Origin of the sequence: Streptomyces sp. NPDC101165 (genome assembly GCF_044768135.1) — a bacterium.
In the GTDB taxonomy this organism is placed as follows: Bacteria; Actinomycetota; Actinomycetes; order Streptomycetales; family Streptomycetaceae; genus Streptomyces.
Window position 1 is genome coordinate 203,514 of sequence record NZ_JBIWPG010000015.1, and the last position, 24,159, is coordinate 227,672.

General features: G+C 71.3%; 23 protein-coding genes. 13 read left to right on the top strand and 10 right to left on the bottom strand.

What is annotated here, in order from left to right; translation table 11 throughout:
• The first annotated feature begins 138 nt into the window (after positions 1 to 138).
• The 6 genes from ACIRVH_RS30360 (at position 139) to mscL (ending at position 5,932) form a co-directional block, all read left to right on the top strand.
• Entirely contained in the window at positions 139 to 1,689 is a 1,551-nt protein-coding gene (locus ACIRVH_RS30360; protein ID WP_403959619.1) for a potassium/proton antiporter, read from the top strand.
• A 280-nt stretch (positions 1,690 to 1,969) separates the two neighbouring features.
• Positions 1,970 to 3,268: an MFS transporter gene (locus tag ACIRVH_RS30365; protein ID WP_403959622.1), complete on the top strand. Its 1,299-nt coding sequence runs from the start codon at positions 1,970 to 1,972 to the stop codon at positions 3,266 to 3,268.
• Positions 3,269 to 3,335: 67 nt separating this feature from the next.
• Entirely contained in the window at positions 3,336 to 3,662 is a 327-nt protein-coding gene (locus ACIRVH_RS30370) for an FmdB family zinc ribbon protein (protein WP_403959625.1), read from the top strand.
• A gap of 100 nt (positions 3,663 to 3,762) precedes the next feature.
• A complete protein-coding gene (locus ACIRVH_RS30375) occupies positions 3,763 to 4,596 on the top strand; it encodes an S-methyl-5'-thioadenosine phosphorylase (protein WP_403959628.1) in 834 nt (277 codons plus the stop codon).
• A 166-nt stretch (positions 4,597 to 4,762) separates the two neighbouring features.
• Positions 4,763 to 5,335 (top strand): hypothetical protein, encoded by a 573-nt coding sequence (locus ACIRVH_RS30380; RefSeq protein WP_403959631.1) that lies wholly within the window; start codon positions 4,763 to 4,765, stop codon positions 5,333 to 5,335.
• 138 nt (positions 5,336 to 5,473) lie between these two features.
• Positions 5,474 to 5,932: a large conductance mechanosensitive channel protein MscL gene (gene mscL / locus ACIRVH_RS30385; RefSeq protein ID WP_391334338.1), complete on the top strand. Its 459-nt coding sequence runs from the start codon at positions 5,474 to 5,476 to the stop codon at positions 5,930 to 5,932.
• 19 nt (positions 5,933 to 5,951) lie between these two features.
• Here mscL and ACIRVH_RS30390 read toward each other — a convergent pair whose 3' ends face one another.
• Complete coding sequence (locus tag ACIRVH_RS30390; protein WP_145876429.1) at positions 5,952 to 6,128, bottom strand: hypothetical protein; 177 nt, start codon at positions 6,126 to 6,128, stop codon at positions 5,952 to 5,954.
• A gap of 136 nt (positions 6,129 to 6,264) precedes the next feature.
• Between ACIRVH_RS30390 and ACIRVH_RS30395 the strand changes: the two genes are divergently transcribed.
• The 4 genes from ACIRVH_RS30395 to ACIRVH_RS30410 all read left to right on the top strand — a co-directional run bounded on the left by ACIRVH_RS30395 (position 6,265) and on the right by ACIRVH_RS30410 (position 10,848).
• The gene (locus ACIRVH_RS30395) at positions 6,265 to 7,494 is read left to right on the top strand and encodes a low temperature requirement protein A (protein WP_403959634.1); all 1,230 of its coding nucleotides are present in this window, start codon (positions 6,265 to 6,267) and stop codon (positions 7,492 to 7,494) included.
• Between the two features lie 40 nt (positions 7,495 to 7,534).
• Positions 7,535 to 8,563, top strand: coding sequence for a P1 family peptidase (locus ACIRVH_RS30400; protein ID WP_403959637.1), 1,029 nt, complete (start codon positions 7,535 to 7,537; stop codon positions 8,561 to 8,563).
• Between the two features lie 160 nt (positions 8,564 to 8,723).
• A complete protein-coding gene (locus tag ACIRVH_RS30405) occupies positions 8,724 to 9,944 on the top strand; it encodes an Ig-like domain-containing protein (protein ID WP_403959639.1) in 1,221 nt (406 codons plus the stop codon).
• Between the two features lie 157 nt (positions 9,945 to 10,101).
• Positions 10,102 to 10,848, top strand: coding sequence for a DUF6227 family protein (locus tag ACIRVH_RS30410; protein WP_403959642.1), 747 nt, complete (start codon positions 10,102 to 10,104; stop codon positions 10,846 to 10,848).
• A gap of 31 nt (positions 10,849 to 10,879) precedes the next feature.
• Here the strand turns inward: ACIRVH_RS30410 and ACIRVH_RS30415 are convergent, their stop codons facing one another.
• The 5 genes from ACIRVH_RS30415 to ACIRVH_RS30435 all read right to left on the bottom strand — a co-directional run bounded on the left by ACIRVH_RS30415 (position 10,880) and on the right by ACIRVH_RS30435 (position 16,996).
• The gene (locus ACIRVH_RS30415; protein ID WP_393471883.1) at positions 10,880 to 11,110 is read right to left on the bottom strand and encodes a hypothetical protein; all 231 of its coding nucleotides are present in this window, start codon (positions 11,108 to 11,110) and stop codon (positions 10,880 to 10,882) included.
• Between the two features lie 113 nt (positions 11,111 to 11,223).
• Complete coding sequence (locus tag ACIRVH_RS30420; protein WP_403959645.1) at positions 11,224 to 13,350, bottom strand: fructose-specific PTS transporter subunit EIIC; 2,127 nt, start codon at positions 13,348 to 13,350, stop codon at positions 11,224 to 11,226.
• A gap of 256 nt (positions 13,351 to 13,606) precedes the next feature.
• Positions 13,607 to 14,554 carry a 1-phosphofructokinase gene (gene pfkB, locus ACIRVH_RS30425; protein ID WP_403959648.1) on the bottom strand — a complete coding sequence of 316 codons (948 nt, stop codon included), beginning with the start codon at positions 14,552 to 14,554 and terminating at the stop codon, positions 13,607 to 13,609.
• Complete coding sequence (locus ACIRVH_RS30430; protein WP_389176155.1) at positions 14,551 to 15,312, bottom strand: DeoR/GlpR family DNA-binding transcription regulator; 762 nt, start codon at positions 15,310 to 15,312, stop codon at positions 14,551 to 14,553. Before ACIRVH_RS30430 ends, pfkB begins: the two co-directional genes overlap by 4 nt.
• 172 nt (positions 15,313 to 15,484) lie before the next feature.
• Positions 15,485 to 16,996 (bottom strand): MFS transporter, encoded by a 1,512-nt coding sequence (locus ACIRVH_RS30435; protein ID WP_403959651.1) that lies wholly within the window; start codon positions 16,994 to 16,996, stop codon positions 15,485 to 15,487.
• Between the two features lie 62 nt (positions 16,997 to 17,058).
• Between ACIRVH_RS30435 and ACIRVH_RS30440 the strand changes: the two genes are divergently transcribed.
• Positions 17,059 to 18,039, top strand: coding sequence for a helix-turn-helix transcriptional regulator (locus ACIRVH_RS30440; protein WP_403959654.1), 981 nt, complete (start codon positions 17,059 to 17,061; stop codon positions 18,037 to 18,039).
• 22 nt (positions 18,040 to 18,061) lie between these two features.
• Here the strand turns inward: ACIRVH_RS30440 and ACIRVH_RS30445 are convergent, their stop codons facing one another.
• Both ACIRVH_RS30445 and ACIRVH_RS30450 read right to left on the bottom strand, forming a co-directional pair.
• Positions 18,062 to 18,742, bottom strand: a complete 681-nt coding sequence (locus ACIRVH_RS30445; RefSeq protein WP_403959788.1) for a TetR/AcrR family transcriptional regulator — start codon at positions 18,740 to 18,742, stop codon at positions 18,062 to 18,064.
• 565 nt (positions 18,743 to 19,307) lie between these two features.
• On the bottom strand, positions 19,308 to 20,306 hold the full coding sequence (locus tag ACIRVH_RS30450) for an RNA polymerase sigma factor RpoD/SigA (RefSeq protein ID WP_403959657.1): 999 nt from the start codon (positions 20,304 to 20,306) through the stop codon (positions 19,308 to 19,310).
• Positions 20,307 to 20,494: 188 nt separating this feature from the next.
• Between ACIRVH_RS30450 and ACIRVH_RS30455 the strand changes: the two genes are divergently transcribed.
• Positions 20,495 to 21,016, top strand: a complete 522-nt coding sequence (locus tag ACIRVH_RS30455) for a GNAT family N-acetyltransferase (RefSeq protein ID WP_403959660.1) — start codon at positions 20,495 to 20,497, stop codon at positions 21,014 to 21,016.
• 3 nt (positions 21,017 to 21,019) lie between these two features.
• Here the strand turns inward: ACIRVH_RS30455 and ACIRVH_RS30460 are convergent, their stop codons facing one another.
• The gene (locus tag ACIRVH_RS30460) at positions 21,020 to 21,808 is read right to left on the bottom strand and encodes a dioxygenase (protein ID WP_403959663.1); all 789 of its coding nucleotides are present in this window, start codon (positions 21,806 to 21,808) and stop codon (positions 21,020 to 21,022) included.
• 146 nt (positions 21,809 to 21,954) lie between these two features.
• On the opposite strand from ACIRVH_RS30460, the gene ACIRVH_RS30465 reads away from it, so the two are divergent.
• Positions 21,955 to 22,464 (top strand): MarR family winged helix-turn-helix transcriptional regulator, encoded by a 510-nt coding sequence (locus ACIRVH_RS30465; protein WP_403959666.1) that lies wholly within the window; start codon positions 21,955 to 21,957, stop codon positions 22,462 to 22,464.
• 16 nt (positions 22,465 to 22,480) lie between these two features.
• On the opposite strand, the gene ACIRVH_RS30470 is transcribed toward ACIRVH_RS30465, so the two are convergent.
• Complete coding sequence (locus ACIRVH_RS30470) at positions 22,481 to 24,019, bottom strand: MFS transporter (RefSeq protein ID WP_403959669.1); 1,539 nt, start codon at positions 24,017 to 24,019, stop codon at positions 22,481 to 22,483.
• Positions 24,020 to 24,159: the final 140 nt, after the last annotated feature.

Below are 24,159 nucleotides of genomic sequence, written 5' to 3' on the forward strand. Positions count from 1 at the left end.
AGCCGCTTGACGCGGAGTCGGGAACCGGCGCGCACGGACGTTCGATCTTGCCCTGGCGAGTGTCAAGAAAGCGTCAAGAGTTAGGTAAGGTAACGAAGTACTTGGGTGCGGTGCGCCGCAGCCTCGGGTCTTGTGTACGTGAGCTCGCGCGCTCCCCGCGCGAGCCAAGGAAGGGAACCGCCGCTGACTGTCCACCACCTCGACCAGCTCCTGCTCGTCTGCTCCCTGGTCCTCCTGATCGCCGTCGCGGCCGTCCGGATCTCCTCACGCAGCGGGCTCCCCAGCCTGCTCGTCTACCTGGGGATCGGCGTCCTCATGGGTCAGGACGGCATCGGGAACATCCACTTCAACAACGCCGAGATGACCCAGGTCATCGGGTACGCGGCCCTGGTCGTGATCCTCGCCGAGGGCGGTCTGGGCACGAAGTGGAAGGAGATCCGGCCGGTCCTGGGGTCCGCGTCCATGCTGGCGCTGGTGGGGGTCGCGATCAGCGTCGGCGCGACCGCGGCGGGCGCGCACTATCTGGTCGGGCTGGACTGGCGGCAGGCGCTCATCATCGGCGCGGTGGTCTCCTCGACGGACGCCGCGGCGGTCTTCTCGGTCCTGCGCAGGATCCCCCTCCCCGCGCGCGTGGCGGGCACGCTGGAGGCGGAGTCCGGCTTCAACGACGCCCCGGTGGTCATCCTGGTCGTCGCCTTCTCCACGGCCGGCCCGGTCGAGCACTGGTACGTCCTGGTGGGCGAGATAGCGCTGGAACTGGCCATCGGCGCGGCCGTGGGTCTCACGGTGGGCTGGCTCGGGGCCTGGACCCTCAAGCGCGTCGCCCTGCCCGCCTCCGGCCTCTACCCGATCGCCGTGCTGGCGATCGCCGTCACGGCCTACGCCGCCGGCGCACTGGATCACGGCAGCGGCTTCCTCGCCGTCTACCTGGCGTCGATGATGCTCGGCAACGCCAAGCTCCCGCACTGGCCCGCCACGCGCGGCTTCGCCGAGGGGCTCGGCTGGATCGCCCAGATCGGCATGTTCGTCCTGCTCGGCCTGCTCGTCACCCCGCACGAGCTGGGCGACGACATCTGGCCGGCCCTCGTCATCGGGCTCGCGCTGACCATGGTGGCCCGCCCGCTGAGCGTCGTGCTCAGCCTGGCCCCGTTCCGGGTGCCGTGGCCGGAGCAGGCGCTGATGTCCTGGGCGGGACTGCGCGGCGCCGTGCCCATCATCCTGGCGACGATCCCCATGGTGAACGGCGTCGCGGGCAGCCAGCGGATCTTCAACATCGTCTTCGTGCTGGTCGTCGTCTACACCCTCGTCCAGGGGCCGACCCTGCCCTGGCTGGCAGGCAGGCTGCGCCTGGGCGAGCCCGGCGAGGCGTCCGACCTCGGCATCGAGTCGGCACCCCTGGAGCGGCTGCGCGGGCATCTGCTGTCCGTCTCGATCCCCGAGGGCTCCCGGATGCACGGCGTCGAGGTCAACGAGCTGCGGCTGCCGCCCGGCGCCGCCGTCACCCTCGTCGTCCGGGACGGAAAATCGTTTGTTCCGCTGCCCACGACGGTGCTGCGGCACGGGGACGAACTCCTCGTCGTCGCCACCGACCCCGTGCGCGACGCGGCGGAACGGCGCCTGCGTGCGGTCGCCCACGGCGGCAAGCTGGCCGGCTGGCTGGGCACGGACGGGGCGGGCAGCTCGCGTTAAGGGGGCGTTTCGTACGGTTCACACCTCCGGTAATCACAGGTGACCGCACGGCGTGGTGCTCATTTTCACAGGTGGGCGCGGCAGTGCCCCCTGTACGATGAAGGCGCACCCTGATCGAACCAACTCTGCCTGACGCAGAGCTGGCGCGACCGTATGGCGGCCGGGCCACCCCCACCCACAGTGGGCGCCGGTATCTACCGCAGTTTGCGCAAGAGGACAGCTCTCGGCGCCCGGGCCCGCAACGGGGCCCGCGCTACCAGGCGGCAGAAAGGCACGGGCCGTGGGATCCACGGTCACCACCACCGCACCGGAGACGACCTCGCCGGCCTCTTCCCGCCCGGGATACGGACAGCTGCTGCGCACCCGCGGCGCCTGGACGTTCCTGCTCCCCGGCTTCGCGGCGCGCCAGCCGTTCGCGATGCTCACCATCTCCATCGTGCTGCTCGTGCAGCACACCACCGGCTCGTACGGCGCCGCAGGCGCCGCCGCGGCCGCCACCGGTGTCTCCATGGCGCTGTTCGCGCCGTACAGCGGCCGCCTCGCCGACCGTTACGGGCAGCGCACCGTCCTGATCCCAGGTGTCCTGGTGCACACGCTGTCGGGCCTGACCCTGACGGCGCTCGCGCTGGCACACGCGCCCCTGTGGGCGCTGTTCGTGGCGGCCGTGCCGACCGGCGCCTCGGTCCCGCAGGTCGGCCCCATGGTGCGTGCGCGCTGGGGCGTGAAGCTCCAGGGCTCGCCCCTGATGACCACCGCGGCGGCCTTCGAGTCCGTCACGGACGAGCTGACCTTCGTCTTCGGGCCCCTGCTGGCGACCGCGCTGTGCACCGCCGTCACCCCGTCCGCGGGCCTGGTGACCGAGGCCGCGCTGACGCTCGTCGGCGGTCTGTTGTTCGCCGCGCAGAAGAGCACACAGCCGTCGGTGTCCGGCGAGAGCGGGCACGCGCGCGTGCAGCACGCCTCCGCCCTGCGCGTCCCGGGCGTCCGGGTGCTGGTGGTGACCTTCCTGGGCATCGGGTCGGTCTTCGGCGGCATGCAGGTGTCGCTGGCGGCGTTCACCGAGTCGATCGGCGAGCCCGGCCTCAACGGTGTCCTCTACGGCACCTTCGCCGCAGGCAACATGCTCTCCGGCATCGTCTGCGGCGCGATCGCCTGGAAGGCCGCCCCGCAGCGCCGCCTGGTCCTCGGCTACGCCGCGCTCGCGCTGGCCGCGTCCGCGCTGTGGACGGCGCACTCGGTGCTGCTGCTGGCCGGTCTCGGCCTGCTGGTCGGCATGTGCATCGCACCGGCCCTGATCACCGGCTACACGCTGGTCGAGAGCCTGGTGCCGGCCGAGGCCCGCACCGAGGCCTTCACCTGGCTGACCGGCGCCGTCGCACTCGGTCAGGCGGCCGCCGTCACGGTCGCCGGACAGCTGGAGGACCGCCTGTGGGGCGGTGCCGGTTTCCTGGTGCCGATGGCCGGTACCGTGCTCGCGCTGGCCACCCTGGTCACCCTGCGTTCGCGGCTGGCCCCCCGGTCCCAGACCCGCACGATCGCACGTGGCGTCGGTCACCGCGTACCGGTGACGGTGGACTGATCCCCGGGAATACGTCACTATGGACCGTCGTTAGCACTCATTGAGTGAGAGTGCCAGGAGGAAGACAGTGCCGACCTACCAGTACCAGTGCACCGAGTGCGGCGAGGGCCTCGAGGCGGTTCAGAAGTTCACCGATGACGCCCTGACCGAGTGCCCCAACTGCGGTGGCCGCCTGAAGAAGGTGTTCTCCGCGGTCGGCATCGTCTTCAAGGGCTCCGGCTTCTACCGCAACGACTCTCGCGGCTCCACGTCGAGCAGCAGCCCGGCGACGAAGTCGTCCAGCTCCTCGTCGTCCGACTCGAAGTCGTCCTCGTCGGCGTCCTCGACGTCCTCTTCGACGTCGTCTTCGCCCTCGTCCTCGTCGGGTTCCTCGAGCAGCAGCTCCGCGGCCTGAGATCTCACTCCCCGGGCCCTGCCGTCGCGTGACGGCAGGGCCCCAGGTGTACCCGGGCACCGGCTCCCCCGCCTTTTCGCAGCCAGCTAGTGTGCTCGTCATGGCGAACGCAGAGATCGGTGTAATCGGCGGGTCGGGCTTCTACTCGTTCCTCGACGACGTGACCGAGGTCCAGGTGGACACCCCCTACGGGCAGCCCAGCGACTCCCTCTTCCTCGGCGAGATCGCCGGCCGGCGGGTCGCCTTCCTGCCCCGGCACGGCCGCGGCCACCACCTGCCACCGCACCGCATCAACTACCGCGCCAACCTCTGGGCCCTGCGTTCGGTCGGGGTCCGGCAGGTCCTCGGCCCGTGCGCGGTCGGCGGGCTGCGCCCCGAGTACGGCCCGGGCACCTTGCTCGTACCGGACCAGCTGGTGGACCGTACGAAGGCCAGGGTGCAGACGTACTTCGACGGGCTGCCGCTGCCCGACGGCACGGTGCCCAACGTGGTGCACGTGTCCATGGCCGACCCCTACTGCCCCGCCGGACGGGCCGCCGCGCTGAAGGCGGCGCGCGGACAGGGCTGGGAACCGGTGGACGGCGGCACGCTGGTCGTGGTCGAGGGGCCGCGCTTCTCGACCCGGGCCGAATCGTTGTGGCATCAGGCGCAGGGCTGGTCGGTGGTGGGCATGACCGGCCACCCCGAGGCGGCGCTCGCCCGTGAGCTGGAGCTCTGCTACGCGTCGCTGACCCTGGTCACCGACCTGGACGCCGGCGCCGAGACCGGCGAGGGGGTCTCCCACGAGGAGGTGCTGCAGGTGTTCGCGGCCAACGTGGACCGGTTGCGCGGCGTGCTGTTCGACGCGGTGGCGGCGCTGCCGGAGACCGGAGCGCGGGACTGTCTCTGCAAGAACGCGCTCGGCGGGATGGACCCGGGCTTCGAGCTGCCGTAGCGGGAGGGACGGGGCGACGCGGGAGACGGGGCGAGCGGAAGTCCCCGTTCGGGTGGGTGAGTTGTCCACAACCCCTCAGTAGTCCACCGGCTCCGGCGGGCTTCGGCGCGAGGCGTCATCGTGGCAGGGCAAGCCGAAATCCCTCGTCGCAGGCGGTGATCCCCCCATGCCCTTGACCTCGTCGTCCCCCAGTCCGGCCGCGCCTCCCCTCCGCCTCCCGCGGCCCCTCGGCACCGACGCCCCGGCGACCTGCGAGGTCCCGCACTTCGCCCCGGTGCGCGTGCGCGGCGGGCGGTATCAGCTGCAACGGCTCGTACGGCGTCGCAGGCGGGCTCTCGCGGCCGGCCTCGCCGTGACCGCGGCCGCGCTCGTGGCGGCGGGGCCGCGGACGGCGTCGGAATCCCACCGCGCCGAGCAGGTCCGCGGGCACCCGGCCACGGAGCCCGCACGACGGCACGGAGCGGTGGACATGGTGACGGCGCCGGTGCGGATCTCGGACGCCGCCACCGTCCGGCTGCTCCGGCCCGGCGACCGCGTCGACGTCATCGCGGCCGAGGACCCGTCGGCCGGAGGCGGCGCCCGGGTGCTCGCGCGGGGTGTGCGGGTGACGAGGGTGCCGGAGCCGCTGGAGGGTGCGTCCGAGAGCGGGGCGCTGGTCGTGCTGTCGGTGCCGCGCACCGCGGCGGCGCGGCTCGTGGGCGCGAGCGCGACCGCACGGCTGGCGGTGACGCTGTGCTGAGTCACCTCGGCGGATGTCTCTGCGACCCGCCGTCACGTCGTTCGGTCGAGCTACGGAATTGGACACAATGGCCGCACGGTGCCGTAGGTTGCGGAGCGTTTCGTTCCACACCCTGCGCACGCGAGGAGAGTCCCCGAGGTGAACGCGAAGAAGGAACCGAGCATCTGGCAGGGCTTCAAGGCCTTCCTGATGCGCGGCAACGTCGTCGATCTGGCAGTCGCGGTGGTCATCGGCGCCGCTTTCACCAACATCGTCAACTCGGTGGTGAAGGGGCTCATCAACCCGCTGGTGGGCGCCATCGGCACGCAGAACCTGGACCACTACAGCTCGTGCCTGAGCAGCAGTTGCAAGGGCGACCAGGGCATCCGGCTGATGTGGGGCTCGGTCCTCGGCGCGACGCTGAGCTTCGTGATCACCGCGGCCGTCGTGTACTTCCTGATGGTCCTGCCGATGGCGAAGTACCTGGCCCGGGTGGAGGCCCGCCGGAAGGCGAGGGAGGGCACGCACGAGATCATCGAGGTGACCGAGCTGGAGGTCCTCAAGGAGATCCGCGACGCGCTGGTCGCCCAGCGCGGGTCGGGGCACGACGAGCGCTAGCGGCGCTCCCGCGGGCGGCTCAGAGGTGGTGGGGCGGCTTCTCGTCGAGGAAGCGCTTGAGGTCGGCGGCGCTGTCGCCGTCCGGGCGCTCGCCCCACCCGCGGTCGGTGTCGTCCGAGGACTGCTGGCTCAGCGGGTCGTCGAAGATCAGCGCGGGCTTCGGGTCGCGCGACTCGGGTTCGGGGGCGGTGCTCATGTCCCCAGGGTACGGCCCCGGCCCGGGCGGCCCTGCGACGCCTCTGACCTGGCGGTTTCTCCGAGACTTCGGGCCCCGGCAGGATTGTGAATCCCTTCACAAGATTTTGTCGCGGTTTTCTGCTGTCCTGGGAGGCATGACGTCCAGTTCCGCTCCGGCGCCCGCCTCGGGTGCGCACAAGTCCCAGGGGCCCCTGCGGCGGCTCACCGCGCGTAGGCGCGACGAGGCGCACCGGGTCTCCTCCCCGCTGGAGCTCTTCTTCGACCTGTGTTTCGTGGTGGCCATCGCACAGGCGGGCGTGCAACTCGTGCACGCCGTGGCCGGGGGGCACGCGGGCAACGGGATCCTGAACTACGCGATGGTGTTCTTCGCCATCTGGTGGGCCTGGATGAACTTCACCTGGTTCGCCTCGGCGTACGACAACGACGACGCGCTCTACCGGGTGGTCACCCTGGTCCAGATCGCCGGTGTGCTGGTACTGGCGGCGGGCGTCTCCCGGGCGTTCGAGCACCACGACTACCTGGTCGTCTGGCTCGGCTACGCGATCATGCGGCTGGCGATGGTCGCGCAGTGGCTGAGAGCGGCGCGATCGGCCGAGGGGCCGGAGCGGACCGCGGCGCTCAGATACGCGTGCGGTGTGCTGTTGTGCCAGGTCGGCTGGCTGGGGCTGATCCTGCTGCCAGAGCCGGCCCGGCTCTGGGTGTTCCTGGTGATGGTGGTCGCGGAGCTGTCCGTGCCGGTCTACGCGGAGAGGGCCCGTGTCACGTCCTGGCATCCGCACCACATCGCCGAACGGTACGGCCTGTTCACGATCATCGTGCTCGGCGAGACGATCGCCGCGGCCACGGTCGCCGTGAAGTCGGCGCTGGACGAGCACGACGCGCTGGGCGAGCTGCTGCCGATCGCGGCGGGCGGCCTGCTGATCGTCTTCGCCGCGTGGTGGATCTACTTCGTGGTGCCCATCCACGGTCACCTGCGCTCCAGCAGGCAGGCGTTCCTCTGGGGCTACGGCCACTACCTGATCTTCGCCTCGGCCGCGGCGATCGGCGCCGGCCTGGCGGTGGAGCAGGCGGTCGGCAAGGCGCACATCTCGACACTGTCCGCCTCGGCGGCCGTGACCCTGCCGACGGCGCTGTACCTGCTGACCGTGTGGGCGCTGCACTCGCGGCATTTCAAGGTCGGCATCAGCCAGCAGCTGGTGCTTCCGGTCACGGCGCTGCTGGTCGTCTGCTGCACCTTCCTGGGCGAGTGGGCGGTGCTCGCCGCGGGGCTCGTGTCCGCGGCCGCGGTGGTGGTCGGGGTCACGCTCACGACGCGCATGGTCGCCCGCGAACGGCGCGCGAACGCGACGGCACGGGCCGCCTGAACCCCGCGGACGCGTTCTGGCGCTGGGCCAGACTGACCGCATGACAGTTGACGCATTGACGGATGTCGACGGGCTGCGAGTGGGACACGCCACCCGCGCCGGGGACGGCCGGCTCACCGGCACCACGGTCGTCCTCGCGCCCGAGGGCGGCGCCGTCGCCGCCGTGGACGTGCGCGGGGGCGGTCCCGGCACCAAGGAGACCGACGCCCTCGATCCGCGCAACGTGGTGCAGAAGGTCGAAGCCGTCGTGCTGACCGGAGGCAGCGCCTACGGGCTCGACGCGGCGTCCGGGGTGATGGCCTGGCTCGAGGAGCAGGGGCGTGGGGTGCGGGTCGGGCCGGACCCGGGGCATGTCGTGCCGGTGGTGCCCGCCGCGTGCGTCTTCGATCTGGGGCGCGGCGGGGACTTCCGCGCCCGGCCGGACGCGGCGACGGGGCGCGCGGCGGTGGAGGCGGCCGCGGCGAGCACGCAGGGCGCGGCCGTGCACGAGGGGTGTGTGGGCGCCGGTACGGGCGCCGTGGCGGGGCAGCTCAAGGGCGGGGTGGGCACCGCGAGTGCGGTGCTGGACTCGGGGGTCACGGTGGCCGCGCTGGTGGTGGTGAACGCGGCGGGGTCGGTCCTGGACCCGGATACGGGCGTCCTGTACGGGGAGTTGTTCCAGGGACGCGTGCGGTACCCGGAGGAGCACGTGCACGAGGCCGCGCGTCGGCGTCTCGCCGAGGTGGCCTCGAAGAACGCGCCGCCGCCGCTGAACACGACGCTCGCGGTGGTCGCGACCGACGCGGACCTCACCAAGGCGCAGGCGCAGAAGATGGCGGGCACGGCGCACGACGGCATCGCACGCGCCGTGCGGCCGGTGCACCTGCTGCACGACGGCGACACGGTGTTCGCGCTGTCGACCGGTACCCGCACGCTCGACAGCGCGAGCCCGTTGGCGCTCAATGACGTCCTCGCGGCCGGCGCCGACGTCGTGACGCGCGCGATCGTGCGGGCCGTGCGCGCCGCCGGCTCGGTCGACGGGCCGGGTGGAGTGTGGCCGTCGTACGGGGAGTTGTACGGGAAGCGTTGAGCCCCGGCGGCCGTCGGGCCGCGGGTTGAGCCATGGATTGTCGCGGTTCTGTCACGTGATGACGTCAACGGGCTCCGGAGGGAACCTCCCCCCGGGCCCGGGCCCTCTTTCATCACGCACTGGAACGGATCACGCACATCACACGAACATGGAGCAGCCCGTGACAACGCCGGACATTGCAGCGCGGCGCGTACTGGGGGCCTGTGCCGCCTTGGTGGTCGGCGCCCTGACCCTGACCGCCTGCGGTGGCAGCGCCAACGCCTCGAACGACGACGGCAAGGGCGGCAAGGACTCGCCGAAGACGTCGACGGCGAAGGTCGTGATCTCGGCCAAGGACGGTTCGACCGGCGCGTCGATCAACGCGACCGGCGTGAAGGCCAGCGGTGGCAAGCTGACGGACGTGAAGATGACCGTGGCCGGGTCGGGGCAGGCGGTGCAGGGGGCGATATCGGCGGACGGCAGCAGCTGGAAGCCGAAGGGGCAGTTGGAGCGCGGCACGAAGTACGAGATCGACGCGACCGCGAAGGACGCGAGCGGGCGTACGGCGGCGGCCAACTCCATCTTCACCACCGTCAGCTCGGCCAACAGCTTCATCGGCACCTACACGCCGGACGACGGCTCGACGGTCGGTGTGGGCATGCCGGTGTCGTTCACCTTCGACAAGGCCATCACCGACAAGAAGGCCGTGCAGTCGCACATCACGGTCAACACCAGCAGCGGTCAGCAGGTCGTCGGGCACTGGTTCGGGAACCAGCGGCTCGACTTCCGGCCGCAGGAGTACTGGAAGGCCGGCTCCAAGGTCACGATGAAGCTCGACCTGGACGGGGTGCAGGGCGCGAGCGGCGTCTACGGCGTGCAGAAGAAGACGGTGTCCTTCACGATCGGGCGCTCGCAGGTCTCCACGGTCGACGTCAACACGCAGACCATGACGGTGGTGCGGGACGGCAAGACGCTCAAGTCGGTGCCGATCTCCGCGGGCAGCCCGCAGCACACCACGTACAACGGGCAGATGGTGATCTCCGAGAAGTTCGTGCAGACCCGTATGAACGGCTCGACGGTCGGCTTCGGCGGGGAGTACGACATCTCCGACGTGCCGCACGCGATGCGTCTGACGTCGTCCGGCACGTTCATCCACGGCAACTACTGGTACAACCAGGGCAACCCGCCGTTCGGCCGGGAGGGCACCAGCCACGGCTGCGTCGGTCTGGCGGACGTGCAGGGCGCGCAGGGCGACACGACGGCCAAGTGGTTCTACGACAACTCGCTCATCGGTGACGTCGTGATCGTGAAGAACTCCCCGGACAAGACGGTGGCCCCGGACAACGGTCTCAACGGCTGGAACATGTCATGGAGCGCCTGGACTGCCGGAAACGCCGCCTGACCGGCAGGTTCTGACGGTTCGTGAGGCCGCGCGGGAACTTCTCGCGCGGCCTTCGCGTTTTCCCGTCATACGTTTTCTCGGTTCCCGGACATGATGTCCGACCGAGGGGCTACGGTATGCACCCACAAGGTGACATGCAGCAACGCCGGGAGAAGCCTTGAGCGTTCCGTACGAGACGGCAGCGTACGAACCAGCCGAGTCGCCCGAGTCTCCGGAGGAGCATCTCGAGCGACTCCTCGGCCGTGCCCTGAACTCCTTCGAGCTGCCCGACGAGGTGTTACGGCGGCTCGACTGCGCCCTGGCGCACGACAGTTCCCTGCACTCCGCCCACCACAGCGCGGGACTGCACCGCGAGACGTACCGGCACACCTGGCTGCTCGCGGACGGCTCGGCGGTGACCCTGTGGGAGCTGGTCCACAACACCGTGCCGGGCGGCGACGCCCAGCACGAGGTGTACGTCGACGAGGAGGAGCTGCACACGGCCACCGCCCGGCTCGCGCTGCCGCCGGACACTCCGGACTTCGAGCTGCCGGTGCTGATGCAGCTGTCGGCGATCCCCGAGCCCCGGCACGTGTACGCCCCGGACGACTCGGCGGACCACGCGCGCCGGCTGCTGCGGCGCGCGGAGAACCCCGACCGTCCGGACGCGGAGACGGCGGCGCTGCTGGCGACGGCGGCCGCGCATCAGATCACCCAGGCGTTCGGGCGGCCCGGCCGGATCGGCCGCGCGGGCCTGAGCTTCGCGCTGTACGAGCACGCGTTCCTGCTGCCGGACGGCCGGGAGGTCTCCCTGTGGGAGGTCGAACACACGGCGACGCCCGACGGGCGGCACATGTGCGAGGTCTACACGTCGGAGGACGCGGCCCGGGACGCCATGGAACGGCGCGCGGCGCGGCAGGCCTAGAACCTGGCAGCGGCCTCGGTGCCCGCTTCCGTCAGCGGCTTCCGAGTCGTCGTACCAGGCCCGCGAAGGCGTCCTGTTCCGCCGCGCTCAGTTCGACGTACTCCTGCGGCGGAGGGCCGAAGCGCTGGTGCGGGAAGGCCGCCAGAACGGCCTCGACGCGGGCGCGGCGCATGATGCGCGTCACCGCGACGGCCCAGACGACGCCCGCCAGGGTGAGGACGGTCACGCCGATCACTTGAAGAGTCGAGACTTGCTCAGGCATGCCGTCCAGTAGACACCACGGTCCGGGACTTTGGTCCCGGACCGTGACGTATCTCGCAGGTGGCGTGAACAACCCACAGCTCACCAAAGGGACAAGAGGTAAGCGGTACCCCGTCAGGCGGCGACGGGCTGCTTCGCCTCCTTCGACGCCGTGGCCGAGTTCGCGGCGGGGTCCGTGGGCGTGGTCTCCGGGGCCTGCTTGCGCATGCCCTTGAGGAGGACGACCAGGGCCGCGCTGACACACACGCCGACCGCGATGGCGATCAGGTAGAGGAACGGGTTGCCGATCAGCGGGACCACGAAGATGCCGCCGTGCGGGGCGCGCAGGGTGGCGCCGAAGCCCATCGACAGGGCGCCGGTGATCGCGCCGCCCACCATGGCGGAGGGGATGACCCGCAGCGGGTCCGCCGCGGCGAACGGGATCGCACCCTCGGAGATGAAGGAGGCGCCCAGCACCCAGGCGGCCTTGCCGTTCTCGCGCTCGGTCTGGGTGAAGAGCTTGCCGCGGACCGTCGTGGCCAGGGCCATCGCCAGCGGCGGGACCATGCCGGCCGCCATCACCGCGGCCATGATCTTCATCGCGGAGTCGCTCGGGCTGGCGACCGCGATGCCCGCCGTGGCGAAGGTGTAGGCCACCTTGTTGACCGGGCCGCCCAGGTCGAAGCACATCATCAGGCCGAGCAGGGCGCCGAGCAGGATGGCGTTGGTGCCGGTGAGGCCGCCCAGCCAGTCGGTCAGGCCCCTCTGGGCGGCCGCGATGGGCTTGCCGATCACGACGAACATCAGGAACCCGACGATCGCCGAGGAGATCAGCGGGATCACCACCACCGGCATGATGCCGCGCAACGCCGCCGGGATGTCGATCTTCTGGATCGCCATCACCACGCCACCGGCGATCAGACCGGCCGCCAGACCGCCGAGGAAGCCCGCGTTGATGGTGAGGGCGATCGAGCCGCCGACGAAGCCGGGGACGAGACCGGGGCGGTCCGCCATGCCGTAGGCGATGTAGCCGGCCAGGACCGGGACGAGGAAGCCGAAGGACACCACGCCGATCTGGAAGAGCAGCGCGCCCCAGCTGCCCGTCTGGGTCCACACGAAGTGGTCCATGACCGACGGTGCCTTGTTGACCTTCCAGCCGCCGATCGCGAAGCCGAGGGCGATGAGCAGACCGCCGGCCGCGACGAACGGGACCATGTAGCTGACGCCGGACATCAGCCACTTGCGGAGCTTGGTGCCGTAGCCCTCGGTGGAGTCGCCCGCGCGCTCGACCGGCGTCCCCGCAGCGGCGCCCGCGGTGACCTCGCCGCGCTCGGCCTTGCCGCGCACCTCGGAGATCAGCTCGGCGGGGCGGTTGATGCCCGCCTTCACGCCGACGTCGACCGTCGGCTTGCCCGCGAAGCGGTCCTTGTCGCGTACGGGGACGTCGTGCGCGAAGATCACGCCGTCCGCCGCCGCGATCACCGCCGGTTCGAGCCGGGTGAAGCCGGCCGAGCCCTGTGTCTCGACGACGACCTCGACGCCCGCCTCGTGGCCCGCCTTCTCCAGGGACTCGGCCGCCATGTAGGTGTGGGCGATGCCGGTCGGGCAGGAGGTGACGGCGATGATGCGGAAGGGGCGTCCGCCCGTTCCCGTGGCGCCCGGCGCCGGGGCGGAGCCGCTCTCGGTGGCCGCACCCGGCGCCGGGGCCGTGCTGCCCGCTGCGGCGCCGGCGGAGGCCGCCACCGGCGTCGCAGCGGAGTCTTCGGAGGCGTCCTCGGACGCCTGTGCACCGGCGGACGCGCTGCCCGCGGTCGCCGGTGCCTCTTCCCCGCGGATCAGCGTCGCCGCCGTGCCCGCGTCGCCCGCCGACCGCAGCGCGTCCGTGAACTCGGTGTTCATCAGCTGCCGGGCCAGGGCGGAGAGGATCGTCAGGTGGGCGTCGTCGGCGCCGGCCGGGGCCGCGATCAGGAAGATCAGGTCGGCGGGACCGTCCGGGGCGCCGAAGTCGATGCCGGCGGCGCTGCGGCCGAAGGCGAGCGTCGGCTCGGTGACATGGGCGCTGCGGCAGTGCGGGATGCCGATGCCGCCGTCGAGGCCGGTCGGCATCTGGGCCTCTCGGGCGGCCACGTCGGCGAGGAAGCCCTCCAGGTCGGTCACCCGGCCCTGGGCCACCATGCGCTCGGCGAGGGCGCGCGCCGCCGCTTCCTTGGTATCGGCGGACAGGTCGAGGTCGACCAGGTCCGCGGTGATCATGTCGCTCATCGCGGGCTCCTATGCACGCGTATCGCCCGGGGAGTGGGGTGGGCGGAGGTGGGGACGGAGGTGCTGTGGGGGGAGGCGGCGGGGCAGACGGGAGTCTGACGACAGGGCCCCGGGGTGGCAGGGCGGATCGGGACGTCCGGCCGGCCCGCTGAGGCGGTGGGTAACGGGGAGCCCCACCGTTTCAGGGCCGGTGGCCGGAGCGGCGCCGATGCCGGGGTCGGCGTGACCGGCATGGCCGTACGGGGCTTGCGGACGTTCATGACACCGGCTCCGTCAGTTCGCGGTCGACCGGGATCTCGGCCGTGACCGTCACCGCGGCCGGGTCCAGGTCGGCAGGGGTCGGCATCACGCTGCCGGGGAGCCGGACGGCGGCGGCGCCGTGGGCGACGGCGGAGGCGAGGGCCTCCGGGCCGCGGCCGCCGGCGATCAGGAAGCCGGCGAGGGAGGAGTCGCCGGCGCCCACATTGCTGCGTACGGCGTCCACGTGCGCGCTGCCGAACCAGGCGCCCGTGGCGTCCACGAGCAGCTGCCCGTCGGCGCCCAGGCTCGCGAGCACGGCGCGTGCGCCCATCTGGCGCAGCTCCTCGGCCGCCTTCACCGCGTCGCCCACCGTCGCCAGGGGGCGTCCGACGGCTTCCGCCAGCTCCTCGGAGTTCGGCTTCACCACGTCGGGCCGGGCGCGCAGCGCCTCCAGGAGCGCGCGCCCCGAGGTGTCGAGCGCGATGCGCGCGCCGCCGGCGTGCGCCCGCGTGACGACGTCCGCGTACCAGGAGGGTGCGAGACCCCGGGGCAGGCTTCCGCAGCACGCGATCCAGTCCGCGTCGCGGGACTGCTCGCGGACGGTGTCCAGGAGCAGCTCCTGTTCGGCCGGGGACAGTTCGGGGCCCGGCGCGTTGATCTTCGTGAGCACCCCGTCCGCCTCCGCGAGCGCGATGTTCGAGCGGGTGGCTCCGGCGACCGGGACCGGTGCGACCTCGATGCCCTGTGCGTCGAGCAGATCGGCGACGAGCGCACCCGGCGCACCGCCCAGGGGCAGTACGGCGACCGTGCGCCGTCCGGCGGCCGCGACGGCGCGCGAGACGTTCACGCCCTTGCCGCCGGGGTCCATGCGCTCGGTCTCGGCCCGGATGACCTCGCCGCGCTTCAGCTTCTGGACCTCGTAGGTGCGGTCCAGGGACGGGTTGGGGGTGACGGTGAGGATCATGCGCGCACTACTTCCGTGCCGCCGCGCTCGATCACGGCGGCGTCTTCGGGGCTCAGCCCGCTGTCGGTGATCAGCAGGTCCACGTCGCTCAGGTCGCCGAAGCGGGCGAAGTGCTCCTGGCCGTGCTTGGAGGAGTCGGCGAGGAGGACGACCCGGCGGGCGGCTGCGACGGCCGCGCGCTTGACCGCGGCCTCGGCGAGGTCGGGCGTGGTCAGACCGTGCTCGGCGGAGAAGCCGTTGGCGGCGACGAACAGGACGTCGGCGCGGATCTCGCCGTACGCGCGCAGCGCCCAGGCGTCCACGGCGGCGCGGGTGCGGTGCCGGACGCGCCCTCCGACCAGGTGGAGCTGGATGCCCGGGTGGTCGGCGAGGCGGGCAGCGATCGGCAGGCTGTGCGTGACGACGGTGAGGGAGGCCTCCAGCGGGATGGCCGCGGCCATCCGCGCCACCGTCGTACCCGCGTCGAGGACCATCGTGCCCTCGACGGGCAGCTCGGCGAGGGCCGCCTTGGCGATGCGGTCCTTCTCGTCGGCGGCGGTGGACTCGCGTTCGGCGAGGTCCGGCTCGAAGTCGAGGCGGCCGACCGGGATGGCACCGCCGTGCACCCGGCGGACGAGGCCCGCGCGGTCGAGGGCCTTCAGATCCCGGCGGATCGTCTCCGCCGTGACCTGGAACTCCTCGGCCAGCGACAGCACGTCCACCCGGCCGCCGTCACGGGCGATCCGGAGGATCTCCTGCTGCCGCTCCGGTGCGTACATGTCCGTTCGCCTCCGACTCATGCCCGAACGTGTGGTTTCACCGCGAGACTACGCCCCGACTTCCGGGAAGTAAACAGGTTCGGGCCACAATCGGGCATGAACGGACTTCCGGCTCTGTCCGGGCAGCAGAAAGGCCCGGTACCTGGTCGGTACCGGGCCCCCTCCTGCCTGGTCAGGACACCAGCTCGGGTTCCTTCTCCACCGCCGGAGCGTCGGACGCGCCCTCCACGTGCTGCGCCGGACGCTTCGGCAGAGCGGACATCAGCAGGAAGATCACGCCCATCACGCCGGCCACCCACCACAGCGCGTGCTGGAAGCCGTGGACGAAGGCCGGGCCCACCTCGGCGCGCGTCAGCCGGTCGCCGATCACGCCGAAGAACACCACCGAGACCAGCCCGAGGCCGAGCGCGTTGCCCATCTGCTGCACGGTGTTGATCAGGCCGGACGCGGAACCGGCGTGCTCGCGCGGCACCTCCGAGAGCACCGCGTCCGTCAGCGGGGCCACGATCAGGCCCATGCCGGCGCCCATCACGACCAGCGGGAGGGCCATCTGCCAGGAGGCGATGCCGAGGCCGTAGCGGTGCGACTCCCAGATGTAGATGAGGACGCCCGCGGCCATCACCAGAGCGCCCGCCTGGAGCACCTTGCGGCCGAAGCGCGGGACCAGCTTCTGTACGGACATGCCGGCCGCCGTCGAGACCGCGAGCGAGAACGGCACGCCCGTCAGGCCGGCCCGCAGCGGGCTCCAGCCCAGTCCGACCTGCATGTACAGCGTCCAGACCAGGAAGAAGATGCCGAGCGCGACACCGAAGACGGTCTGCACGGCGATGCCCGCGGCGAAGCTCTTCACGCGGAACAGCGACAGCTCGATCAGCGGGGAACCGTCCTGGGCCGCCTTGCGCCGCTCGTACGCCACCAGCGCCGCGAAGACGCCGAACGCGCCGGCCATCGAGACGTACCCCCACAGCGGCCAGCCCAGCTCGCGGCCGCGGGTGAGCGGGTAGAGCAGCATCAGCAGGCCCAGGGTCACCAGGGCGACGCCGACGAGGTCCAGCTTCAGCGCCTTCGGGGCGCGGGACTCGCTGATGTAGCGGCGGCCGAGGAGGAAGGCGACGACACCCACGGGGAGGTTGATCAGGAAGATCGGGCGCCACTCCAGCCCGAACAGGTTCCACTCCGTCAGCAGGGCGCCGAGCAGCGGGCCGGAGACCGCGCCCAGGCCGACGATCGCGCCGAAGAGGCCGAAGACCTTGCCGCGCTCGTGGGCGGGGAAGGTGGCGTGCACGATCGACAGGACCTGCGGGACCATCATCGCCGCCATGCCGCCCTGCAGGATGCGGGAGGCCACCAGCATCTCCGGGTTCGCGGCGAAGCCGCACAGGGCCGAGGCCAGGGTGAAGCCGCCGATGCCGATGAGGAACAGCCGGCGGCGGCCGTGGATGTCGCCGAGGCGGCCGCCGGTGATCAGGCCGGCGGCGAAGGCCAGGGCGTAGCCCGCGGTTATCCACTGGATCTGGCTGAAGGAGGCGCCCTCGTCGTGCTGGATCGAGGGGATCGCGATGTTGACGATCGTGACGTCGACGAGGTCCATGAAGGCCGCTGCCATCACGATCGCGAGCGCGAACCACCGGCGGCGGTCGCCCGGGCTCTGCTGCGCGCTGAGGGTCTGTTCCGTGGAGGTCATGCGTACAAGCTAGGACCGCATTAGGTCAGATCGTGTCCTAGTTGTGCGGCATTCTCGAACACATGACGACGGACACTCCGGCTCGGCTCCTCCAGATGCTCTCCCTCCTCCAGACCCCGCGCGAGTGGCCCGGCGGTGAGCTGGCCGACCGGCTCGGGGTGTCCCGCCGTACCGTGCGGCGGGACATCGACCGGCTGCGGGAGCTGGGCTATCCCGTGCAGGCCACGAAGGGTGCCGACGGCGGGTACCGGCTGGTCGCGGGAAAGGCCATGCCGCCGCTGGTGCTCGACGACGAGGAGGCGGTGGCGATCGCGGTCGGACTGCGGGCCGGGGCCGGACACGCGGTGGAGGGGGTGGAGGAGGCGTCGGTGCGGGCGCTGGCGAAGCTGGAGCAGGTGCTGCCGTCGCGGCTGCGGCACCGGGTCTCGACGCTTCAGGCCGCGACGACGGCGCTCACCAGTGGGGACGGGGCGAGCATCGCGCCCGAGACGCTGACCGTGATGGCGTCGACGGTGGCCGGGCACGAGCGGCTGCGGTTCGCCTACCGGGACAAGGACGGCAGCGAGTCGCGGCGGCTGACCGAGCCGCATCGGCTGGTGTCCACCGGGCGGCGGTGGTACCTCGTCGCGTACGACCTCGGGCGCGAGGACTGGCGGACGTTCCGGGTGGACCGAGTGGGGGAGCCGTTCGCCACCGGCGTGCGGTTCGCTCCGCGGGAGTTGCCGATGGGGAGTGCGGCGGAGTACCTGCGGCGGTCCATTCAGCGGCGGCCCGATACGGGGACGTACGAGTTCGAGGTGAGGTTCGCCGGGTCCGTGGAAGAGGTGTCGTCGCGGGTGCCCGGGTGGGTCGGGGTACCGGAGGCGGACGGGGAGGGCTGGTGCGTGGTGCGGGGCAGCAGCGGGGATCCGGTGGAGTGGCTGGCGGTGCGGTTGGCGATGGTCGGGTGTGAGTTCACGGTCCGGAAGCCGACCGAACTTGCACTGTGTGTACGGGAGTTGGGTGAGCGGTTGAGCCGGGCGGGGGGAGCCGGGGCAGCCTAGGCGGGCACTCAAGAGGTGTTGGCTACGCCTCGCCCCACTCGAACTCCCCCACCGCCTCAAGGTTTTGGAGGGCCAGAGCTGCTGGGCCGGTGGGGCCGGCGGGTGGGGACGTCGTGGTGGACCACGATTCGACGGCCACACGGACCGCCGCGCCGGCCACCGCCGCCGCGAAGTGGAGGTGCGGGGGGATCGGGGTCGGGCGGGCAACGTTGTCGCCGGGCTCGGGAGCAACGTTGTCGCCGGACTCCGGAGCAACGATGTCCCCGGACTCGGGGTCAGCGGAAACCGCCTGCCCTCGGGACACCGACGAACGCTCCGCCAGAATCTCCGCGAGCGTCTTCTCCGAGGACTGGCAGACCTCCGCCCAGACCTTGCGCAGGGCGGGACTCGCGTCGGCCAGCCGGATCAGGGTGCGGACCCATTCCCAGGACGACGCCGAGACGCCGACGCCCGGGGTGAGGGTCTGGTGGACCGCATGGCGCAGGGCCTCGGGGACGGTGAGAGCCGGCGGGGCCTCACGGACCGCCTGCGTCCAGCGCTGGGCACCCGCCGCGTAGAGAGGGGCCACCGCCTCCTCCTTCGAGGCGAAGTAGCGGTAGAACGTGCGCGGGGCGATGCCCGCCGCCTGGGCGATGTCCTCCGCGCGGGTGGCACGCAGCCCTTGGCGGACGAAGAGGGCGGCCGCCGCACGGGCGATCTCCATGCGGGTCTCCGCCTTGCGGCGCTCGGTGAGGGACGCCGAGGCGGGGGCGGAGGCGGAAAAAGGCTGGTGCGCGGTGTTGCCGGTGGTGCTGGGGGTGCTCACCTCGGCAGGCTATGCCGATGTGGCAGAATCTGCCATCCGGCGGTGCCACCCCGGGGTTCAGGTACGGGGTGGCCCGCCGATCCAGCATGTGCGCGCCGCCGGCCTTCGGTGAGCCCCCCTCTCCCACCTCCCCCCCGCAGCAAGAAGCCGGGCCCCGGCGCCTGGGGGGGGTAGGCGCCGAAGCCCGGCCTGGGAAGGTCCCGGCGCCGGGGGGGGGATAGCGGCGGGACGTGGCTCACATGTCGAGTAGGAACTGACGACCAGGACCTACGACGTGCTCGTCATGGCAGGTGTGGGGTGTCTGCGAAAGGCGGGAGTGCGGGCCCCTGGGGTCCAACTCCTGGGCCCTGAAGGGTTGTTCCCTCGGGCCCCGGGGTTGAAGCGATGGGACCACGCCATGTTTGCGCCGTCTTTCGCCACCGGGCGTACGCCCGGTTTCGTCATGGGCTGCACTCCCCGTCCGTCATGCCGCCGCGTCGAAACCGGTGCTGTGGGCCAGCTTCTTCAGTTCGAGCAGCGCGTGCTTCTCGATCTGGCGGATGCGCTCGCGGGTCAGGCCGTGCTCCTTGCCGACCTCGGTCAGGGTGCGCTCGCGGCCGTCCTCGATGCCGTACCGCATCTTGATGATGGAGGCCGTGCGCTGGTCCAGGCGGCCGATCAGGTCGTCCAGCTCCTCGCTGCGCAGCAGCGTCAGCACCGACTGCTCCGGCGACACCGCCGAGGTGTCCTCCAGGAGGTCGCCGAACTGGGTCTCGCCCTCGTCGTCCACGGACATGTTGAGGGAGACCGGGTCACGGGACCAGTCGAGCACGTCGGTCACGCGCTCCGGCGTCGAGCCCAGCTCCGCGGCGATCTCCGCGGGCTCCGGGTCGCGCCCGTGCTCGCGGTTGAACTCGCGCTGCACGCGGCGGATACGGCCCAGCTCCTCCACCAGGTGGACGGGGAGCCGGATCGTGCGGGACTGGTCGGCGATGGAGCGGGTGATGGCCTGACGGATCCACCAGGTGGCGTACGTCGAGAACTTGAAGCCCTTGCGGTAGTCGAACTTCTCGACGGCGCGCACCAGACCGGCGTTGCCCTCCTGGACCAGGTCGAGGAGAGGCAGGCCGCTGCGCGGGTAGCGTCGGGCCACCGCCACGACCAGGCGGAGGTTGGAGCGGATGAAGACGTCCTTGGCCCGCTCGCCCGCGGCGACCAGGGTCTCCAACTCCTCGCGGGAGGCGTCCGTCTGTGACTCCTCCTCGCCGTCGAGGACCTGCCGCGCGAAGACACCCGCCTCGATGGTCTGGGACAGCTCGACTTCCTTGGCGGCGTCGAGCAGCGGCGTACGCGCGATCTCGTCGAGATACATACCGACCAGATCGCGATCGGCGATCTCGCCGCCATGGGCGCGAACACTGCTTGCCGAGTCGGCCGTCTCGCCGGTGGCGGACTGACGACGGGCGACGGCACGGGTTGCCATGCGTGCTCCCTTGCGATGGTGGGCGGGCGGTGGTCCTTAAGGGATGCTCAGCACTCCAGGAACTCCTGGGACTCTCCACGAGTGCCCGGCATCCGAAGGAAACAACGACTGGAATCCGGACAGAATTCCCAACCCGCCCCTCAATTTTTCTGATCTTGCAGTACCCTGTCCGACCACAGGGAGGCCAGATGTCGTCGGCACATGCAGAAGTGCAGGTCAGGCCGGGAGTCGAGAGCGACCTCGAAGCCCTCACGGACATCTACAACCACTACGTACGCGAGACGCCCATCACGTTCGACACCGTGATCTTCACGCCGGAAGAGCGCCGCCCTTGGCTGCTCTCCCACCCGGAAGACGGGCCGTACCGCCTGATGGTTGCCACGGACGGACGAACTCGCCGGATTCTGGGGTACGCCACATCCAGCCCTTACCGGGTGAAGCCCGCGTACGCGACATCCGTGGAGACTTCGGTGTACGTCGCTCCGGACGCCGGCCGCCGCGGGATCGGCACTCTGCTCTACGACACTCTCTTCAAGACACTGGCCGGCGAGGACATCCACCGCGCCTACGCCGGCATCGCCCAGCCCAACGAGGCCTCCGAGCGGCTGCACACACGCTTCGGTTTCCGGTACGTCGGCACCTACCGGGAGGTCGGGCGCAAGTTCGGCCGCTACTGGGACGTGGCCTGGTACGAGAAGGATCTCGGCTAGCCCTTATCCGAACTGCACCGACCGCTTCGCCATTCCCATCCAGAACCCGTCGATCACCGACTTCTGGGCGGCCGGCTCCCCGCCCGCCTCCGCCGCGCCCATGGTGACGAAGAGCGGGGCGAAGTGCTCGGTGCGCGGGTGGGCGTGGCGGCCGGCCGGAGCCTTGTGGAGGAAGTCCAGCAGCCCGTCCCAGTCACGGGTCTCCAGGGCCCGCCGGCCCCAGTCGTCGAACTCGGAGGACCAGCTCGGCACGCCGCCGCCCGTGTGGCGCAGGGCGGCCAGGTTGTGGGTGAAGAAGCCGGAGCCGACGATCAGCACGCCCTCGTCGCGCAGCGGGGCGAGCTTGCGGCCGATGTCCATCAGACGCCGGGGGTCGAGCGTGGGCAGGGAGACCTGCAGGACGGGAATGTCGGCGGCCGGGAACATCTCGACGAGGGGGACGTAGGCACCGTGGTCGAGGCCGCGGTCCGGGATGTCCTGGACGGGGGTGCCGGGGGCGCGCAGCAGTTTGCGGACGGATTCGGCGAGTTCGGGCGCGCCGGGGGCGGCGTACCGGACCCGGTAGTAGTGCTCGGGGAAGCCCCAGAAGTCGTAGACGAGCGGGACGGTCTCGGTCGCACCGAGGGCGAGGGGGGCCTCCTCCCAGTGCGCGGAGACCATGAGGATCGCCTTGGGGCGCGGCAGGTCCGCGGACCAGGCGGCGAGCTGGCCGGGCCAGATCGGGTCGTCGGCGAGCGGCGGGGCGCCGTGGCTGAGATACAGGGCGGGCATGCGCTCCTGAGTGGCGGACATGACGGCGGCTCCCCATGCTTCGGTCCGGTACTGCGGTTGCTGCTGCCCGGCTGCTGCGGGCCAGATGTTTTAACTCTCAAGCTCTCGCCGACAGAGTACGCCCAACTTGTTCAAGTTTCAAGGAGATGCGCCGTACAGTGGGATACATGAACACGGCAACGGACTCCGCCGGCCGGCACCGCTGGCTCACCGACGAGGAGCAGCGCGTCTGGCGCGCCTATCTGCACGCCACCACCCTGCTGGAGGACCACCTCGACCGGCAGCTGCAGCGTGACGCGGGCATGCCGCACATTTACTACGGCCTGCTCGTCGGTCTCGCCGAGGCGCCGCGTCGCCGGCTGCGGATGACCGAGCTGGCGATGAGGGCGAAGATCACCCGCTCCCGGCTGTCGCACGCCATCGCGCGCCTGGAGAAGAACGGGTGGGTCCGCCGCGAGGACTGCCCCTCCGACAAGCGCGGCCAGTTCGCCGTGCTCACCGACGAGGGCGCCGAGGTGCTGCGCCGGACCGCGCCGGGCCATGTGACCGCCGTACGGCAGGCGCTGTTCGAGCGGCTGACCCCGCAACAGCAGAAGACCCTCGGCGAGATCATGGAGATCGTCGCCGAGGGCCTTCAGCCCAACGAAGCGGGTGCGGACCTGCCCTGGCTCCGCTGAACCACGGTCCCGGGGGTCAGTGGGCGACCACCGGCACCGGCACCTCGTCCGCGGCGCCCTCGCCGGAGGCCACCGTGGTGGCACCCGGGCGGCCGGCGTTGACGAAGGTGAAGGCGATCAGCGAGGCGAGGCCCAGGATGCCGACGGCGAACCAGATCGCCGCGCTGTAGCCGTGCACCATGCCCTGCAGCTGGACCAGCTGCTGCTGCGGCTTGGAGGCCGCACCGGCGATGTGGTCCTTGACGTACGACGTCGTCGCGGAGGCGGCGATCGTGTTCAGCAGGGCGGTGCCGATCGCGCCGCCCACCTGCTGCGAGGTGTTGACCATCGCCGAGGCGACACCGGCGTCCCGGGGTTCGACACCCGAGGTGGCCAGGGACATGGCCGGCATGAACGCCGTACCCATACCGAGGCCGAGCAGCAGCATCGCGGGCAGCAGCAGGGTGGTGTACGAGGAGCCGACCTCCAGCTGGGTCAGCAGCAGCATGCCGAGACCGGCGACCAGGAAGCCGGGACCCATCAGGAAGCGGGCCGGGACCCTGATCATCAGGCGGGTGCCGATCTGGGTGGAGCCGGTGATCATGCCCGCGATCATCGGCAGGAACGCGAAACCGGTCTTGACCGGCGAGTAGCCCTTCACGACCTGCAGGTAGTAGGTCAGGAAGAGGAACAGGCCGAACATGCCGATGATCGCGAGGCCCAGGGAGAGGTAGATCCCGCCGCGGTTGCGGTCGGTGACCACGCGCAGCGGCAGCAGCGGAGCCTTGACCCTGGACTCGACCAGCGCGAAGGCGATCAGCAGCACCGCGGACGCGACGAACATCGAGACAGTCACGGCGTCGCTCCAGCCGTCGGACTCGGCGCGGGTGAAGCCGTAGACGAGGGCGACGAGGCCGAGCGTGGACAGGATCACGCCGGGGATGTCGAGCGGGGAGCGGTTGCGGCCGCCCTCCGGCTCACGGATGACGAAGTTGGCGCCGAGCGCGGCGACCACGGCGAACGGGACGTTCACGAAGAAGGTCCAGCGCCAGTCCAGGTACTCGGTGAGGAAGCCGCCGAGGATCAGACCGACGGCGCCACCGCCACCGGCGATCGCACCGTAGATGCCGAACGCCTTGGCGCGCTCCTTGGCGTCCGTGAACATCACGGCGAGCAGGGACAGCGCGGCCGGCGCGAGCAGGGCGCCGAAGACACCCTGGAGCGCACGGGCGCCGAACATCATCGCGCCGGAGGTGGCGACACCGCCGAGCACGGAGGCGGCGGCGAAGCCGGTCAGGCCGAGGACGAAGGCGCGCTTGCGGCCCCACAGGTCGGCGATGCGGCCACCGAAGAGCAGCAGACCACCGAAGGCGAGGGCGTAGGCGGTGACGACCCACTGCCGGTTGCCGTCGGATATGCCGAGGTCCTGCTGGGCGGAGGGCAGGGCGATGTTCACGATGGTGGCGTCGAGGACGACCATCAGCTGGGCGAGCGCGATGAAGACGAGCGCTTTCCAGCGGTTGGCGTCACCGCTCGGTGCGGCGGCGCGGGGAGCCTTGAGGGCTGTTTCGGACATGGGGGTACCCACTTCGGGACTTCGTGACGGAAAGAACGATCAGAAAGCGGAAGGCTGTCGGGCGTGCTGGAGGGGCCGGCTCGTCGTCGCTGACGCCCGGGGTGCTGGTGTGTGGGAGACCGCCGGCGCGGCCGGAACTA

Excerpts from the sequence above, each read along its gene's own strand:
- ACIRVH_RS30400 (WP_403959637.1), top strand. The coding sequence starts at position 7,535 with ATGACAGTTGACGCATTGACGGATGTCGACGGGCTGCGAGTGGGACAC.
- ACIRVH_RS30415 (WP_393471883.1), bottom strand. The coding sequence starts at position 11,110 with ATGCCTGAGCAAGTCTCGACTCTTCAAGTGATCGGCGTGACCGTCCTC.
- ACIRVH_RS30440 (WP_403959654.1), top strand. The coding sequence starts at position 17,059 with ATGACGACGGACACTCCGGCTCGGCTCCTCCAGATGCTCTCCCTCCTC.
- ACIRVH_RS30430 (WP_389176155.1), bottom strand. The coding sequence starts at position 15,312 with ATGTACGCACCGGAGCGGCAGCAGGAGATCCTCCGGATCGCCCGTGAC.
- ACIRVH_RS30465 (WP_403959666.1), top strand. The coding sequence starts at position 21,955 with ATGAACACGGCAACGGACTCCGCCGGCCGGCACCGCTGGCTCACCGAC.
- ACIRVH_RS30470 (WP_403959669.1), bottom strand. The coding sequence starts at position 24,019 with ATGTCCGAAACAGCCCTCAAGGCTCCCCGCGCCGCCGCACCGAGCGGT.
- ACIRVH_RS30435 (WP_403959651.1), bottom strand. The coding sequence starts at position 16,996 with ATGACCTCCACGGAACAGACCCTCAGCGCGCAGCAGAGCCCGGGCGAC.
- ACIRVH_RS30450 (WP_403959657.1), bottom strand. The coding sequence starts at position 20,306 with ATGGCAACCCGTGCCGTCGCCCGTCGTCAGTCCGCCACCGGCGAGACG.
- ACIRVH_RS30420 (WP_403959645.1), bottom strand. The coding sequence starts at position 13,350 with ATGAGCGACATGATCACCGCGGACCTGGTCGACCTCGACCTGTCCGCC.
- ACIRVH_RS30380 (WP_403959631.1), top strand. The coding sequence starts at position 4,763 with ATGCCCTTGACCTCGTCGTCCCCCAGTCCGGCCGCGCCTCCCCTCCGC.
- ACIRVH_RS30395 (WP_403959634.1), top strand. The coding sequence starts at position 6,265 with ATGACGTCCAGTTCCGCTCCGGCGCCCGCCTCGGGTGCGCACAAGTCC.
- ACIRVH_RS30375 (WP_403959628.1), top strand. The coding sequence starts at position 3,763 with ATGGCGAACGCAGAGATCGGTGTAATCGGCGGGTCGGGCTTCTACTCG.
- ACIRVH_RS30445 (WP_403959788.1), bottom strand. The coding sequence starts at position 18,742 with ATGGAGATCGCCCGTGCGGCGGCCGCCCTCTTCGTCCGCCAAGGGCTG.
- pfkB (WP_403959648.1), bottom strand. The coding sequence starts at position 14,554 with ATGATCCTCACCGTCACCCCCAACCCGTCCCTGGACCGCACCTACGAG.
- ACIRVH_RS30460 (WP_403959663.1), bottom strand. The coding sequence starts at position 21,808 with ATGTCCGCCACTCAGGAGCGCATGCCCGCCCTGTATCTCAGCCACGGC.
- ACIRVH_RS30455 (WP_403959660.1), top strand. The coding sequence starts at position 20,495 with ATGTCGTCGGCACATGCAGAAGTGCAGGTCAGGCCGGGAGTCGAGAGC.
- ACIRVH_RS30390 (WP_145876429.1), bottom strand. The coding sequence starts at position 6,128 with ATGAGCACCGCCCCCGAACCCGAGTCGCGCGACCCGAAGCCCGCGCTG.